Raw genomic sequence first — 16,642 nt, 5'->3', positions numbered from 1 at the left:
CCCAGTTTAGCGGTTAGTTGGGTTAAACTGAGAAGATAGGGAGGGATTTTGATGGCAGTATTTAGTGATCAAGAAAAAGTTAAAATTTTAGCAGATTTAATAAAAATCAAATCAGTCAACGATGATGAAACCGAAGTGGCGCAGTATTTGCAACGGTTATTTGCTGATCATGGGATTCAGGCGACGTTAATGCCGCTGAGTGCCACGCGTAGTAATTTAGTGGCTGAAATCGGTACAACCGGACCGGTCTTAGGAATTTCTGGTCATATGGATGTTGTGACCCCCGGGGATGTGACCAAGTGGGATAGTGATCCGTTTACGCTGACTGAACGCGACGGGAAACTATACGGCCGGGGCGCAACGGATATGAAATCCGGCTTGGCTGCGATGGTGATCGCGATGATTGAAATTCAAGCCGCGGGAACGTTGACCACTGGCCGTATTCGCCTCATGGCTACCGTTGCCGAAGAAGTTGGCGAAATGGGCTCGCAAGCATTCTATCGACAAGGAACCATGGCTGACGTGGATGCACTGTTGATCGGCGAACCGTCCGGCTACAATATTGCTTATGCACATAAAGGCTCTGTTGATATTCGAATTACGTCACAAGGCCAAGCAGCGCATAGTTCGATGCCGGAACAAGGTTACAATGCCTTGGATCCGCTGATTGAAGTGTTGTATCAAGCGAAACACGCCTTTCAGGATAGTGACCGGCACAGTGACTTATTAGGCAAGCTGGGCTTTAATAACACCGTTGTGCAAGGTGGCAATCAGGTCAACTCGATTCCCGCGACTGCTGAAACGGAGATCAATATTCGGACGATTCCAGAATTTGATAATGCCACGGCGATTGCGTGGCTGCAAAAGTTGGTCGACCAGCAAAACGCACAAGGTGCTCAGCTAGCGATGACCGTCTTTATGTCACAATCACCGGTTGAATCACCCAAAGAGTCGCCACTCAGTGATTTAGCGGCCAAGCTCGGTGAACCATATGCTGGGGAACCGATTCCAAAGGTCGCAATTCCCGCAGTGACCGATGCGTCGAATTTATTGAAAGATAAAGCGCATGACTTTCCGTTCATCATGTTTGGCCCCGGCAATATGACGCCACATCAGGTTAACGAAAATGTTGATCGGCAGATGTATTTAGACTTCATTAAGCTCTATGAACAACTCTTTGTTAGTTATTTGACTGCTTAAGGATTGTTGGCCAGAATAAAACGAACGGTTACTACTGATTGGATTAATTCGGTCGGTAGTAACCGTTTTTGTATGGATTGGTCTAAGTTAACTCATTATCTTTTTACAAGCGAATCTTAAGCTGATAGGTACTCTAAGTCACTAAAGGATGGTTTTGGTATGGCAAGACTAAAGATTCTTCGTAACCGGCTAGGAACAGTTGTGATTCACCAGAAATGGTCTAAACTTTAGTCATTCATGTAAGAAGTTCTAACATGAAACTAAAATGAAGAAGGTTTTGGCATGCGGATTGAAGAGGATTGTATCGGTAAATTACCAATTGATGAGCAGGCATTATACGGGATTCATACAGTACGGGCGGTCCGCAATTTTCCGATTAGTCATGAACCGCTGGATCCATTGATTATTCAAAGTTTGATCCAGATCAAAAAGGCGGCAGCGGAAACGAACTATGCCGCTGGGACATTGACGGTAGCTAAGCAGCAAGCAATTGTTGCGGCCTGCAATCAACTGTTGATTGGTCGGCATGCGGATAGCTTTATTGTTCCGGCGATTCAGGGTGGTGCCGGGACATCAGCGAATATGAATGTCAATGAAGTGGTGGCTAATTTGGCTCACCGGTTGAATCCAGCCGTTACGCTGCAACCTAATGATGATGTCAATCAATCGCAATCAACGAATGATACCTTTCCAACAGCCGGTAAGATGGCCTTACTACAACAATTACCCGGGTTATTAGGAGCAGTCGATCAACTGGTTCAGGTCTTGCTCGTCCAAGCTAAGACGTACCAGGCTGCCATTAAAGTGGGTCGAACCCAATTACAAGATGCCGTCCCAACCACGTACGGTCGCACGTTTCAAGCGTATGCGCATTTATTCAAACGCGACTTGGCGCGGTTACAAGCGGCGGGCAATCATTTGAATACCGTTAACTTAGGCGGAACTGCTATCGGGACGGGAATTAATGCTACCCGTTATTATCAGCAACACATTTTAACAATTTTAAACCGCAATACGAAGCTGACCCTGCAAGCGGCGCCAGATTTAATCGATGCGACGCAAAATTGTGATTTGTTCGTGGAATTCTCAGGTGCCATGAAGACGTTAGCGGTTAACTTATCGAAGTTCAGCAATGATTTGCGACTCTTATCGAGTGGTCCGCAAGCGGGGTTAGCCGAATTGAATCTGCCGGCTAAGCAGGCCGGGTCGTCAATTATGCCCGGTAAAGTTAATCCGGTAATTCCTGAAGTAGTCAACCAAGTTTGCTTTGAAGTAATCGGCAACGATGTGACTGTTACGATGGCGGCCGAAGCTGGACAGCTTGAACTAAATGCGTTTGAACCGATTATGTTACGCGACTTATTGGCTAATGAACGTTATTTACAGCAAGCCATGCACACCTTAGTTAAGAATTGCTTGCGGGATTTGACGGTCAACACGACGGCCTGTGCGACGGCAGTGGAACAATCCGCGATTACGGCAACGGTGCTGACCCCTTATTTAGGGTATATGACCACTATGAAGTTAATCAAACGAGCAGTCGGCCAGCATCAATCGGTTAAAAAAATCTTACTGCAAGAACAATTGTTACCGGCAACCTTAATCGAAACACTCTTTTCACCAGCCAACCTAACGCAACCACGCGCAACCAAAGCCACTTCGATTCAAAACCAAGCGTAGTGTTTTGATTGGACTTAGATTGTCGCTCCGGTTGGGCCGGATTGATGCTGGAACGTGGTGGCCGCGTTTGCGAGCCAAAGTGCGGTCTCGCAAGCCGGGCTTTTACTAGGCTGAGTAACCCACTCAACCAAGTAAAATTTCACCACTGAGCATCATCCGGCCCGCCCTTCGCTAAATAGTTGATTGATGATTGAGTTCGTTATCTCAAAATTATTGTATCAATTGATTGGTCGTCTCCGTTGACCAGCAGGTTCGCGGTGGGGCAGACCTGCAGCCAAAGGACGGTCTGCAGGGCACTTGTTAGCCGAAATTCACGTCTAACAAGCTGGCCCAATCACTAAGACCGGAAAATCACCGGCCTAAGTGATTCGACACGGCGAACCTGCTGGTCACTACGACTATAACTAGTGGCAATTCCGGTGATTTGAGGCTAAGTTAATTTGTTAAGAATAAACGGGCAGTCATGCTTGGTGCTAGTTGAAATTGCCGCCTGCCGGTTGGATTTTAAAATGCTGGAACGCCATGGCTGAACATTTTAGAGTTCAACTTCGCGGCTAAATAGCTGAACTGAAAATCACTAAATGTTAATTTCTTAAGGCCCGTTAGTTAACGACGGGCGGCTCAGAATTGGCTCAGTGGTGTCGTTTATCTTAGTCGGTGGTTTTCCGGCTTAGATAAAGCCCGGCTTTCGAGACCGATCTTTGGCTCGAAAACGTGGCCACCACGTTCCAGCCGATTCTGGGCCAACCAGAGTGGAAACCTAAGCATACAAAAAAGGCAGCTTATCCCAATTCGGATAGCTGCTTTTTATAATGCTTAATATGCTGGTTTTAAAGGTGTCGGTGTTGCTAGTGTGGATGCTTTCAGCGCTATTTTAGCGCTGGTTGGGATTGCCCCGTGTTGGGGGCTCCAGCCAGTGTCTTTCATTAATTTAAGGGTGGTCTTGCCATGTTTAAGCGTCATGGTCGTGGCGTTACTTAACGTTAATTGGGCGGTCCCCAACTGCCCTTGGGTTAACGTGGCCTGATCATTGTCACCTAGTTTTAACTTGAATTGACCGTGGATTGTTTGGTGATCCGTTTGAAATAGCGCAATGGTCTCTTGCTTGTTCAAATAGAGGGCGATCTCTTTTGAATGGTTGACCCAACGCCCTAGATAATCGCTGGTTTGAACTTTATTGACCGCGGTGACACTTGGTGCGGCCGATTGGACACTTTTCACGGATTGCTCCGGTTTAAAAGCGCCCTTAGCGACTGACTGGCAGCCAGCTAACCCCAACACTAACAGCAGCGTGACTGCTAGTGTTCCCCGTAATTTCTTCATAGATAATCTCCTCCGAAGTCTTAGCCCCGCTGACTAACACTCACTCAATGCACATTCTCTCTCGCCTTATTATAGAGGAACCGACCCAGAAGCGAAACTATTCTGGCTGACTTTATCAGGAAAATTAGACTTTTTTAAACGTTGGTATGTCTGGGCATTTAACTTGTCAGGCTGGTTGGTCATGGCTAATCATCAGACTGGCTGCAATGCCTGACGATGAGTCGGTTAAGATTGGTCATTAGGCGAGTGATTGCCCAGCAATCTAATCAGACTAAAATTGACTGCTTCATAGTCAATTTTGTACCATTAATTCTGGCTGGATTGGCCAGGCCATAAATTGGCTGATGCCTTGGTATAACAGTATTTGTGGAAGTCATCAAGTTGCTTAATTAATTATTCCAAATATATCAATTCGGTAATATAAAACAAAATTTAAAAGTATTTTTTTGTCGTAATTAAGCTTGATAGGGCGCGGGTCTGGTGCGAATTTATGTTCGTAAATTTGACCGACCGCGATAGGCAATTCCAGCAAAATGAGCTACTATATATAGTATCGAAACCGACGAAAGCCACCATTGATTGTGGCACTATATCATTTGACGGTCGGATAAAACGAACGATTTTGAAAAGTGGGGATAGCATGATAACGACAAAAACAACCGATGACCTAGACCAATTGCGGGCTTTACCGGTCATTAAACGTGATGGGACCCAGACCAAATTCCATCCATATAAACTAGATTTTGTGTTACAGCAATTAATTGAGGATGCCGGTCAGCGCCAAGCAGTTCGGCAAGCGATTGTGGCGCATTATCAAGCAGCGACCACGATTGAAACACGGGAGTTACGGCCAGCCTTAATGCATATTTTTGATCAGCTTGGGTTGCCATTGGCGGCTAAGGCGTATCAAGATTACTTTGTGGCGGAACAACATCGCTTTTCTGCCGCGACTAATGTTCGCGAACGAATTGAAAAGTTATTCAACCGAGATGCGAGCGTCGTTCACGAAAATGCCAACAAAGATAGTAACGTTTTTAATACCCAACGTGATCTCGAGGCTGGCGCGGCTAGTCGGGCTTTGGGGCTAAAGATGTTGCCAGATTTAGTGGCAAAAGCCCATTTGCGTGGCGATATTCATTGGCATGACTTGGACTATTCACCAGTGACGCCAGAAACGAACTGTTGCCTGATTGATTTTGACGGTATGTTTAAGCATGGGTATAAGATTGGGAATGCGGAAGTCGCTTCACCGCGCTCAATTCAAACTGCAACGGCTCAAATGGCGCAAATTATTGCCAACGTGGCTTCCTTGCAATATGGCGGCTGTTCGGCGAATCGGGTCGACCAGTTGTTAGCCCCGTATGCAGCCATTAACTATCAAAAACATTTAGCTGACGCTGAAAAATGGGTCACTGCGGATAAACGCGATGACTATGCCAAGAGTAAAACTAAAAAAGACATCTATGATGCCATGCAAGCTTTGGAATATGAGATCAATACCTTGTATTCATCACAAGGGCAGACGCCATTTACGACGGTTAACTTTGGTTTAGGGACGAGCTGGATTGAACGGGAGATTCAAAAGTCTATCTTGCAGATCCGGATTAAAGGGCTCGGTAAAGAGCACCGGACGGCCATTTTCCCTAAGTTAATCTTCACGGTAAAGCGCGGTTTGAACTTGGCGCCAACTGATCCTAACTATGATATTAAGGAACTCGCGATTACGTGTTCGACCAAGCGGATGTACCCCGATCTTTTAATGTACGATAAAATCAAAGAATTAACCGGGAGTTTCAAAACACCCATGGGTTGTCGTTCCTTCCTACAAGGCTGGCGCGATGAAAATGGCGTTGAAGTCAACTCCGGTCGGATGAATCTAGGCGTGGTCACGGTCAACTTACCACGGATTGCGTTATCTGCGCATGGGGACCCGAAGTTGTTCTGGGAAATCTTTGAAGAACGGATGACGCTTTGCCATCAAGCTTTAGCTTATCGGATCGAACGGACTAAGGAAGCCAAGCCCGAAAATGCCCCGCTATTGTATATGTATGGCGCTTTTGGCAAGCGACTCCAAGCGGGGGATTCCGTTGATGAATTGTTTAAAAACCAGCGGGCCACGATTTCATTAGGCTACATTGGGATTTATGAAGTCTGCACCACGTTCTTTGGGCCTAATTGGGAACACAATGATCAAGCGCGTGCTTTTGCTGAAAAAGTTGTGAAAGCGTTGCGTGATAAATGTGCCGCTTGGGCAGCTGAAAGTGGCTATCACTACAGTCTTTATTCCACACCAGCCGAATCGTTGACCGATACTTTCTGTCGTGATGATATTGAAAAGTTCGGTCGGATTCCAGATGTGACGGATAAAGAATATTATACGAATAGCTTCCATTATGATGTGCGTAAGCATCCGTCACCATTTGAAAAGTTGTCCTTAGAAGAAGTCTTTCCTAAGTATGCTTCGGGTGGCTTTATTCACTATTGCGAATATCCTAATTTACGTCAAAATCCCAAGGCCTTAGAAGCTGTCTGGGACTGGGCGTATGATCATGTCGGTTATTTAGGGACGAATACGTCCATCGATCAATGCTTCAAATGTGGGTTCAAGGGTGAATTTACGGCCACAGCCCGCGGATTCGTGTGTCCACAATGTGGTAACCACGACCCGAAATATTGTGATGTTGTGAAGCGGACTTGTGGCTATCTTGGCAATCCGCAACAACGGCCAATGGTGCACGGACGCCACATTGAAATCGCGTCCCGTGCTAAAAATATGTCTCCGGAGATGATTAAGCATGCCGCGCGCTACGAAAGGTCCAAACAATCCGATGCCGAAAGAATGGCTGGCGGAGAACCTAAGTGAACAATATGTCGCTGATTATAAGGCGTTCAACTTTGTCGATGGTGAAGGAGTGCGCTGCAGTCTTTATCTGAGTGGCTGCCCGTTTCATTGCCCGGGCTGTTACAATGTGGCCGCACAAAATTTTCATTATGGGCAACCGTATACCCAAGACTTGGAAGATCAAATTATTGCTGATTTAAGTCAAGATTACGTTCAAGGTCTAACGTTATTGGGCGGTGAACCATTCTTGAATACGCAAGTTGGTATCCGAATTTGTGAACGGGTGCGGCACGAGTTCGGTCACACTAAGGACATCTGGTCATGGTCAGGCTATACTTGGGATGAATTACAACAAGACTCGGATGATAAGTTGAAGATGTTGTCGCTGATTGATATTTTGGTTGATGGGCGGTTCTTGCAGAATAAGATGGACTTAACTTTGCAATTCCGTGGCAGTTCGAATCAACGAATTATTGATGTGCCTAAGTCATTGGCTAGCGGGAACGTTGTTATTTGGGATAAACTCAAGAAATAGGTCTTTAGTTGATTTGCACAGGTCATCATTTAAAGAAAATAAACAGCATTGCTACAGGAAGCTTTTCCTGAGGGCAATGCTGTTTTTGCAAATAATGTTGAAGCCTATTGACTAGATTTGGACGGATAAGAAATTCATGATGATTGGTGCATTCAACGTGGTAGCAGTTAGATTGTCTAGCAGTCAAAAGAAGTGAGACTCAAGCAGTCAATATCACCAACCAACAGCCGGAGCGTCCAAGCTTAAGGCTGTATCAAACCATTTAAACTGGTAGATTCCCCAATTAAGCTGATTTTTGACAAGTCATCTTTAGCTACAAACTGCCGTGTAGACCGCTTTATCGCAGTTGACCAGTTCCAGTCTGCTAAGACTAGTTTATGACGACGCATTCATTAAAATGACAACTTTAAATGTAACGAACAGTTAGGTTGCAAACAAATTAATCGTATTTTAATAAAAAAGCGGGATAAACAGTCGAAATTTTTTATATTAAAGTCTATACTTATATTGTGTTAATCCACTTTGACACGAGGATCATATGAAATGAGGTTTTGTATAAGATGTATCGCTTTTTTGTTCAGCCACAAGTTGATCAACGTCAACAGGTAGTTTTTGGCTACGAACTTTTATTACGTAAAGAGCAGCATGGTCACTGGGCGGTTCCGGCAAAGTTTACGGAATTGTCGCTCGACAAACAAGTGCATTTATTAGAAGAGTTAGCTGGTCAATTGGCGACCAAAGCGACTAACCAGGTCTTAGCATTAAATCTAAATCGCGAACAAGCGGAGGATGAGTTAATGCTCGGGACCATCATTTACTTGAAGAAACGGCTTAATCCAGCAGCACTAACGATTGAATTGACTGAAAGTGCGACTTTAGCAGAAATTCAAAAGTATAGTATGCTTTTTCATCAATATGGCATTCAGTTGAGTATCGATGATGTTGGGACGGGTTCGAATACATTTGACAATATTAAGGATGCCTTGCCGTTTGTCGATCAGATTAAGTTTGCCATGCAGAATTTGCGGATGAGCGGAAAAGCGGATCAAATTCCGACGGCGTTAGCTTTTTGGCAGACCATTGCGCGTGATTATCATCTTGACTTGATTTTAGAAGGGGTCGAAGATGAGCATGATCAACGGATGGCGCAACAATTAGGGATTGAATTGCATCAAGGTTATTATTATGGTAAGCCACGACTGGCAGTGAAGCCAGCGGCAACTGAGGTGCAACCAACAAGCAACGAGCGTTAATAAGGAAGGTTAACTATGACATGGTCTTACTGGCGGGTACCGCCGTTTATCACCAGTATCTTCTTTATTTTAGGAGTACTGACGTTATATTGGGTCCTTTTTAATTGGATAACTTCGTGGGTCCATGCCCGACATATTAACATCGACGACGATGTGATTAATTCTTGGCATGGGGTCATCTACATGTTGGTGTTTGTCTTCAGCATGCAGACCTCGATTGTGGGGCAGTCCAATTCCTGGGAATTTATGAACTTTCAAATTATCGCGATCATATTCTGTGCGTACTTTTTGAATATTCATGTGCCCTATTACTTCTTCTTCCCAATCGTTTTAATCTACATGGTGTTTAACCAATCGATTGGATACTGGCAGTCATGGGCGCACGCAATCACGTTAATTACTTTTTTCTGGGTACTAAATTCGATCCGGATTCATTTTCAAAATCATAAGCGCGCGCCTTTGATTTATATGGCGGTCAGCGTCCCATTTGGTGGCTTATTGTGGTTTTGGATGAAGTTTAAGTTTAACTTTTCTTGGTCAACTTTTGGTCAAGAATGGTTATACTTGATTATTTTTGAAATGTTGCTATACGCTTACGTCACTATGTTGACGCGCGATAGTGAGTTCAAGTTGCGGTTGGCACAATTTGCCAGCCACGATGCGTTAACGCAAACGGAGAACTTTGCTGCTTACACGGGTGAGATCAAGTTCTTGTTTGATGATAGTGTTAAAAATAATTTGAAATTATCGATGATGATGTTTGATATTGATCATTTTAAACATGTTAATGACACTTACGGCCATCTGGCGGGTGACCGGGTTTTGCAACATGTTGCGGATGTGGTGCAGACCGTTATTAATGCGAACGATACCAAGGTCAAGCTCTATCGGACCGGTGGTGAAGAATTTAACGTGTTGTTCCCAGGTTATGATTTAGAGTCAACGCAAACCATTGTCCGTCAGATTTTTGTGGCGTTGAATCATTTAGATGTGAATTTCGGGGATCAACAAATTCCAATCTCGATTTCTGTGGGGGTTTCGACCTTAGCAGCAGCGGATGCGTCACCAACTGATTTCTATAATCGGGTTGATCATAATTTGTACCATTCAAAGCGGAATGGACGGATGCAGATTACGGTTGAATAAAGTTAAAAATAAAAGGATTGAAGCCCAACGACTTCAATCCTTTTTGTTTTACAGCGGGTTAACGAATGACTAAGACTGAGATTGGCGCGTACTTCGCCATGTAGGCGGCTTGACTGCCGAAATGCTTGGTAATGCCGTGCTTGGCTAGTGAGCCAATAATCAAGATATCTGGTTGAACGTCCGGAATGACGGTCTTGACAATGGTCTCACCAGGTTCGCCGGTAGCAGTCATGATCTGAACGTCAGCGACTCCGGCTGCTTGGGCCTGATGTTGATAAGTCTGCAAGTGTTGAATCAGGGCGTCGCGTTCACCGTGAACGTAGTCTTTGTTCAAAGCTTGGTAGACATTCATTTGATCGTCTTCTAAGACGGAGACAATCACGAGTTCAGCCGCATCCTTTTTAGCTTGTTGTACAGCATATTGAAAGGCGAGCAGGGCATCGGGTGAATCATCGACGCCAACTAAAATTCGTTGATAGGTGGTCCTCATGCGGCTTCACCTGCCTTAGCCGCTAGCTTGGCGGCGTAACGTCGGTTGCCCCGGTAGAGTTCGACCGTGGTCCACGTTAGTAACGCCATGATAGCGATGATTAAGATGATGGCAATGCTATTAGCCAGATCAGTCTGAGCGGCGCTAGGATTATCGCCAAAGAAGCCGACGACTTGCGCAGGTAAGCCGATTAGGTTCAGGACAGTCAAGCCAACGACGGACAACCAACCGAGTCCTTTAATGATCCAACTGTTCTTAAACCGGTTGCCCATTTCAGTGGCACTATCAGTCATCATTAGTAACGGTAACATTGAGAATGGCAGCGCGAAGGCGAGAAAGACTTGCGAATTATTCATTAGGTCGTTCAACGCTTCGTGTTCTGCAATGGCACTTTTTCCACTAGTTAACATGACGCAAATCAAGACCGGAATTACAGATAATAGCCGGGTGACGAGGCGGCGTAACCAAAGTGGCATCCGCATGTGAACGAAGCCTTCCATGATAACTTGGCCGGTTAAAGTCCCGGTAATCGTGGAGTTTTGACCAGAAGCAAGTAAGGCGACAGCGAAGAGTGCCGACAAGACGCCGGATTTGGCTACCCCAATCAGTAAGCCGTTACTTAACGTCGAAGTGTTGGATAAGGCATTGTAAAGGCCGAAGAATGAAGGATCTTTAACGGCCCCAGTCTTAAAGACGGCGACACCCATAATTAGGAGTAACGCATTAACGAAGAAGGCCGCGGTCAGTTGGATGTTGGAATCCAAGCTGGCGAACTTAACAGTGCGAGCGACATCATCTTCATCATGATGGTTAATCTTACGAGTCTGTGAAATCGCCGAGTGCAAGTACAAATTATGTGGCATGACGGTGGCCCCGATAATGCCAAGTGAACCGCTTAATGGCGTCATGCCAGCAACGGTTTTTGAACTAGAAATTGTAGCGGTTGTTGGAATCAGACCGGCGAAGACTTGGCCCCAGTTTGGCCCCGATAAGGCGACCTGGTAGACGAAGACGAAGAGAATGACCATGATCAAGCAGACCACGATGGCTTCAATCTTACGGAAACCAATTTTAGTTAATAATAGTAAAATCAGAACATCAAAAACGGTAATGAAGACCGCAATGATTAAAGGAATGCCAAAGAGCAAATATAGCGCAATCGCCGCGCCAATTACTTCCGCAATATCAGTCGCCATAATGGCAAATTCTGTTAAAATCCAAAGGACAATGCCGAGGCTTTTACTGGTCCGAGCGCGGATTGCTTGGGCCAAATCCATCTGACTCACGATGCCAAGTTTGGCCGCCATGTATTGCAGCAGCATCGCAATCAAACTTGAAATCAAGATGACAGACATTAACATATATTGGAAATTCTGGCCGCCGGTAATCGACGTGGACCAATTCCCAGGATCCATATAGCCGACAGCGACTAGTGCACCAGGCCCCGAGTAAGCGAATAGCGTTTTCCAGAAGCCGATGTTTTTGGGCACTTCGATCTTACCATTGATCTCCTCTAGTGAGGGACCGTTCGCATATTCGATCAATTTGTGCGACCGGTTGGAGCTAGTTAGTTTCTTCAAGGTAAGCCCACCTTTCTTATTTCTGAATCGGCTTTATTGTACTCGGGTTAAAAACTGAAACCGTCAAAATCAAGTGATTTAACGTTGAGTTGCCGTTAAAAATAGCTGTCGGGGGTAAAGGGCGTTAACTTACTATGTGGATGGAAATTGCCACTCTGGTTGGTCTGGACTGATGCTGGAACGTGGTGGCCACGTTTATGAACCAAAGGTGAGGCGGTCTCATAAATCGGGCTTTCACTAGAACGGGAAAAGCACCCGTCCAAGTGAAACGACACCACTGAGCATCATCCCGCCCGCGCTAAATTGGTGTTCTTTTATTAATTATCGATGTACTTTAATTTGTTTAAGGTAGCTCTGTTCAATGGTAGGTTTTCGGCATATGGACGTTAATTGTACGAAATAATTGGAGTTACTTAGTGGGAACGAAGACATGTTTGGTTGTTGTTCTTGGTAGTTTGGTTAATATTAGGTTGAGAGTAAAAAATATTATTATGTTAGTTAACGCCGGGCGGGCCGAAATTGGCTCAGTGGTGTCGTTGATCTTAGTCGATGGGGTGTTCATCGGCTTAGATCAAGCCCGGCTTGTGAGACCGATTTTTGGCTCACAAACGTGGCCACCACGTTCCAGCCGATTTCGGCCCAATCAGAGTGACAAGTTTAATCAATCGTTATTAGTAGTTAACAGGCTTTGTATGTATATTGTGTTAACAAACTAGAGGGATTAAGTGTAAATCTTCACAAATTGATTTAGCAGGGTGCCCTTGACGGTAAAAATATGGTAAAGTCATCCTAGAAAGTTTACCATTAAGACAACTAGTGATTCAGATTGTTAATTTGCGAAATTTGCAAACAAACCAGTGTCAAGTTATAAGGAGTGGGCAGCATGCCAGTAACAACGAGTACTATTATTCCAGTCGTCGCCCCCGTTACCGGCCAAATGATTAATTTGGCAACGGTTTCGGATTCGGTTTTTTCACGCGGACTTTTAGGGGCTGGTTGCGGGTTTATTCCGCAGACCGATCAGATCGTGGCGCCCGTTGCTGGTGAAGTGACCATGATTGCCAAGACTAAGCATGCACTGGGATTTAAAACTAAAAATGGGTTGGAATTTTTATTGCATCTCGGATTGGATACCGTTGAATTAGCGGGGACGCCATTTCGGTTGACCGTTAAAGTGGGCGACCATGTGGCGGCTGGTCAGCTGATTGCTCAGATGGACGTGGCGGCGGTGGCCGCAGCGGGTAAAGAAACGACGGTGTTATTGACGATTACTAACGCTGCCGAACGGGTCCATGCCTTACTGTTGGCTGCTAGTAATCAGGTTTATCCAGCGGGAACAGTGATTGCTGGGATTACCCTGAATCTGGCCGCTAATCATGAGGTAGGAACGATTGGGCCGCCAGCGACATCGACCGCGACATTGGCCAACGCCATTATTCAAGCGGTAGGTGGTCCTAGTAATATTGACAGCGTCATTCATTGTATGACGCGGCTGCGATTTTACTTAAAGGATGCTAGTTTAGCGAATGATGTGGCAGTTGCACGACTTGATGGTGTGTTAGAAGTTGCGCGAGCGAGTGGTCAATATCAAGTGGTCATTGGATCAACAGTGGCTGAGGTGTACGCGGCAATGTTGCCGCAACTTGGGGTGTCGGCAGATGACAAGGTGGCCGACAGTTCCGACTTACCGCCGACCCAAACTTTCTTCGGCAAAGTTTGGCGCCGGTTAAGTCAATTTATTGGTGTCATGACGGCGGCAATGTTTCCCATTATTAGTCTCTTGGCGGGGGCCGGGTTACTAAAAGGGGTGCTGGCAGCGATTGTCGGCTTTAAATTATTGGCAACCAGCAGTGGCACTTATTTGGTCTTGAATGCTGTTAGTGATGCGGTATTCTACTTTTTACCAGTCATGTTAGGCTTTACAGCGGCCAAACGGTTAGGGTCAAATCCAGTTACGTTAGCAGTGGTCGGGGCCGTGTTAACGTATCCAGCGTTGGTGAACGCCGCCCAAAAGGCGAGTACCGCGCAGATCAGCTTCTTCGGGTTGCCGTTGATGTTAATGAATTATACGGCCGCGGTTTTTCCGATGATTGTGGCCGCTTGGTTGGGTAAATACGTAGAACGTGGCCTCAAACGGGGGTTACCAGCCTATTTACAAGGGGTCTTACTGCCGATTTTAGAAGTGATTTTTTTGTGTGGTGTGATCTTGATCGGGATTGGGCCCCTGACGACTTATCTTAGTCAGGGCTTGGCTAACGGTATCGTCGCCTTGTATCGGTTAAGCCCCGCGGTTTCAGGACTGATTATCGGTGGGGTCTATCAGGTCTTAGTGATCTTCGGCTTACACTGGGGATTGGTGCCAGTCGTGATCAACGATTTAGCGACAAATGGGCATAGCTATTTGAATGCGATTATCTCCTTAACGATGGTCGCGCAAGGCGGAGCGGCTTTAGCAGTCGGTCTGCGCGCTAGACAAGCACGGGTTCGGCATTTATCAGTCGCCGCTGCCGTGGCCGCATTTTGTGGGATTACTGAGCCGGCATTATATGGCTTTAATCTGAAATACAAGCGTTTATTCGTTGCGGCTAGTTTGGCGAGTGCGCTTGGCGGGCTAGTTGCTGGTCTTTTGCGGGTGAATAACTATGCGTTGTCCGGGTCGTTGATTGGCTTTCCGGCATTTATTACGCCTGGTGTTGGGATTGGACCGAACTTTTATGGTTACTTGATCTCACATTATGGGACATTGATTGTGGCCTTAGGGTTGGCGTTAGTCTTGAGTTTAGGTCAACACTTTCAGGCTAAATCGGCACTACCGACTGCTTAATTGAAAGCGGATTACTTGCTTTTATTTGGTAGGTCAGTTTACTATTAAGCTAAACTGATAAGGAGTGATTCGAATGAGTGAAGCAACTTTTAATCAAGCAGAATTAGCGAAATATAACGGTCAAGCTGGCCAACCGGCTTATGTTGCGGTTGATGGCGTTGTTTACGATGTTACTGGTGTCGCGGCGTGGGCAGGCGGCAAGCATCATGGTAACTTGGCGGGTCAAGAATTAACTAAAGTAATCGATGAGGTCTCACCACATGGTCGGCGAGTCCTTGAAAAGCTGACCGTGGTTGGTAAGTACGTGGAATAAGATTAGTTTTGAGTCTGAAGCTTAATTCAGACTCTTTTTTTGTGCATCTGATATTGATTGGATTAAACTGATACTTCGTTAACTACTGGATTAGTTATGAACAGTTCCAGTATTTGATTAAGTGGATGATTGACCAATTCTAATGAGCAGCAAGGTTTTTTAAAAGCTCAAAATGTAACCGCTCCATAATTTGTAATCAAATTGTTACTTATGAAGCCCCACAACGACATGCTATAGTAATCACTCGTAACTAAGGAATAGGAGTGTGCATATATGCCACGTAATTGGAAAGAAGAAGTTGTGTTTACGGCGATTATGGCGGGGTTGATGGTGTTTGTGATGACGGCGTATAACGTCACGATGGCCCAGGGATTCAGCAACGGCCTAGTTCTGGCAATCTTGGGCGGGTATCCGCTAGGGTTGTTAGTGGCGATTATCTTAGACTTATTGGTCGTTGGACCGATTGCCAAAGGTTTGGCTTTCAAATATATCATTAATGATTACATGCGAAAAAGGACGGTTTTAATTGGGATTACGATCTCAGTTTTGATGGTACTTGGCATGGTAACTTGCATGTCCCTGTTTGGGATTGCGGTGGAAGGCGAATTAAGCGGCGCCCATGTCTTGGCAACTTATGGCCATACTTGGCTCTTTAACTTAATTGTCGCATTACCATTACAGCTACTCATTGTCGGGCCAATCGCTCGAGCCGTGTTAGGAAAGATGCAAGCCGCAACCGTTAAACGTGAAGCTGACGCGGTGACGGAAAAAGATTAGTTTCGCTTAGAGGTGTTGGCCAATGTCAGCGCCTTTTTTACTGCACTCAAAATGGTGTTTTAACCAGATTTTGAGGCTAAAAAGGCACAAATTAAAGCAAATAACTAAAGGTGCCAATTGTTAAACGGCTTGATTAACCAAGTTAAAAGTGACGTTCAGCCCTGGTAAATCAGGCTTGGGCGTCACTTTTTTTCTTCGAAATCGCTCACTAGCAAATAACGGAAAAAGTTTGTGATTGGAAACGGTTACCAGCTATAATCAGCTTTGTTAAATGAACGACCAAAACAAAAATCAGGGTTATTTAGAAAGGGGCAAGTGAAATGGCTGAAATTGCACTTGAACATATTTATAAGAAATATGACGGCAACCCGGAATATTCGGTAACGGATTTCAATCTGCATATGCAAGATGATGAATTTATCGTATTCGTGGGGCCGTCTGGTTGCGGGAAATCCACAGTTTTACGCATGATTGCCGGGTTGGAGTCAATTACCAAGGGGAATGTCCGGGTCGGTGATCAAGTCGTGAACCGCATGGCACCCAAGGATCGCGACATCGCAATGGTTTTTCAAAATTATGCCTTATATCCTAATATGAACGTCTACGCTTGGTGCTAGTTGATTAGATTTGTACAAAAATAGCCCAACAAGGCTACACTATAGTTACTCTACTAACTAAG

At 45.4% G+C, this 16,642-nt stretch carries 12 protein-coding genes and 1 pseudogene; 10 read left to right on the top strand and 3 right to left on the bottom strand.

The genetic code is table 11. The features are described from left to right. Window positions 1–51: 51 nt before the first annotated feature. Both FFM80_RS13345 and FFM80_RS13340 read left to right on the top strand, forming a co-directional pair. Window positions 52–1,200, top strand: a complete 1,149-nt coding sequence (locus FFM80_RS13345) for an ArgE/DapE family deacylase (RefSeq protein WP_137641251.1) — start codon at window positions 52–54, stop codon at window positions 1,198–1,200. A 282-nt stretch (window positions 1,201–1,482) separates the two neighbouring features. Beyond that, window positions 1,483–2,880: an aspartate ammonia-lyase gene (locus FFM80_RS13340; protein WP_137641250.1), complete on the top strand. Its 1,398-nt coding sequence runs from the start codon at window positions 1,483–1,485 to the stop codon at window positions 2,878–2,880. Window positions 2,881–3,696: 816 nt separating this feature from the next. Here the strand turns inward: FFM80_RS13340 and FFM80_RS13335 are convergent. Next, window positions 3,697–4,203 (bottom strand): hypothetical protein, encoded by a 507-nt coding sequence (locus tag FFM80_RS13335; protein ID WP_137641249.1) that lies wholly within the window; start codon window positions 4,201–4,203, stop codon window positions 3,697–3,699. Between the two features lie 640 nt (window positions 4,204–4,843). Between FFM80_RS13335 and nrdD the strand changes: the two genes are divergently transcribed. The 4 genes from nrdD to FFM80_RS13315 all read left to right on the top strand — a co-directional run bounded on the left by nrdD (window position 4,844) and on the right by FFM80_RS13315 (window position 9,979). Beyond that, the gene (gene nrdD / locus FFM80_RS13330; protein WP_137641248.1) at window positions 4,844–7,066 is read left to right on the top strand and encodes an anaerobic ribonucleoside-triphosphate reductase; all 2,223 of its coding nucleotides are present in this window, start codon (window positions 4,844–4,846) and stop codon (window positions 7,064–7,066) included. Further along, window positions 7,032–7,580 (top strand): anaerobic ribonucleoside-triphosphate reductase activating protein, encoded by a 549-nt coding sequence (gene nrdG, locus FFM80_RS13325; RefSeq protein WP_414672091.1) that lies wholly within the window; start codon window positions 7,032–7,034, stop codon window positions 7,578–7,580. Before nrdD ends, nrdG begins: the two co-directional genes overlap by 35 nt. 560 nt (window positions 7,581–8,140) lie before the next feature. Next, window positions 8,141–8,833: an EAL domain-containing protein gene (locus FFM80_RS13320; RefSeq protein ID WP_137641246.1), complete on the top strand. Its 693-nt coding sequence runs from the start codon at window positions 8,141–8,143 to the stop codon at window positions 8,831–8,833. Window positions 8,834–8,848: 15 nt separating this feature from the next. Next, a complete protein-coding gene (locus tag FFM80_RS13315) occupies window positions 8,849–9,979 on the top strand; it encodes a GGDEF domain-containing protein (protein WP_137641245.1) in 1,131 nt (376 codons plus the stop codon). Between the two features lie 58 nt (window positions 9,980–10,037). Here the strand turns inward: FFM80_RS13315 and FFM80_RS13310 are convergent, their stop codons facing one another. Further along, window positions 10,038–10,469 carry a universal stress protein gene (locus FFM80_RS13310; protein WP_137641244.1) on the bottom strand — a complete coding sequence of 144 codons (432 nt, stop codon included), beginning with the start codon at window positions 10,467–10,469 and terminating at the stop codon, window positions 10,038–10,040. Then, window positions 10,466–12,049 carry an Nramp family divalent metal transporter gene (locus tag FFM80_RS13305; RefSeq protein WP_137641243.1) on the bottom strand — a complete coding sequence of 528 codons (1,584 nt, stop codon included), beginning with the start codon at window positions 12,047–12,049 and terminating at the stop codon, window positions 10,466–10,468. The genes FFM80_RS13310 and FFM80_RS13305 overlap by 4 nt, the downstream gene beginning before the upstream one ends. An 883-nt stretch (window positions 12,050–12,932) precedes the next feature. Here FFM80_RS13305 and FFM80_RS13300 point away from each other — a divergent pair. The 4 genes and pseudogenes from FFM80_RS13300 to FFM80_RS13285 all read left to right on the top strand — a co-directional run. Continuing rightward, window positions 12,933–14,873: a PTS sugar transporter subunit IIABC gene (locus FFM80_RS13300; RefSeq protein ID WP_137641242.1), complete on the top strand. Its 1,941-nt coding sequence runs from the start codon at window positions 12,933–12,935 to the stop codon at window positions 14,871–14,873. A gap of 73 nt (window positions 14,874–14,946) precedes the next feature. After that, window positions 14,947–15,186, top strand: coding sequence for a cytochrome b5 domain-containing protein (locus FFM80_RS13295; protein WP_137641241.1), 240 nt, complete (start codon window positions 14,947–14,949; stop codon window positions 15,184–15,186). A gap of 273 nt (window positions 15,187–15,459) precedes the next feature. Further along, window positions 15,460–15,963, top strand: a complete 504-nt coding sequence (locus FFM80_RS13290; RefSeq protein WP_137641240.1) for a DUF2798 domain-containing protein — start codon at window positions 15,460–15,462, stop codon at window positions 15,961–15,963. A gap of 320 nt (window positions 15,964–16,283) precedes the next feature. Continuing rightward, window positions 16,284–16,568 (top strand): annotated as a pseudogene (locus tag FFM80_RS13285) (ATP-binding cassette domain-containing protein); the annotation flags it as partial. Between the last annotated feature and the right edge of the window lie 74 nt (window positions 16,569–16,642).

Origin of the sequence: Lactiplantibacillus dongliensis (assembly GCF_005405105.1) — a bacterium.
Classification (GTDB): Bacteria; Bacillota; Bacilli; order Lactobacillales; family Lactobacillaceae; genus Lactiplantibacillus; species Lactiplantibacillus dongliensis.
Note: the sequence above shows the minus strand (reverse complement) of the source record. Positions and strands in the feature narration are given on the sequence as shown.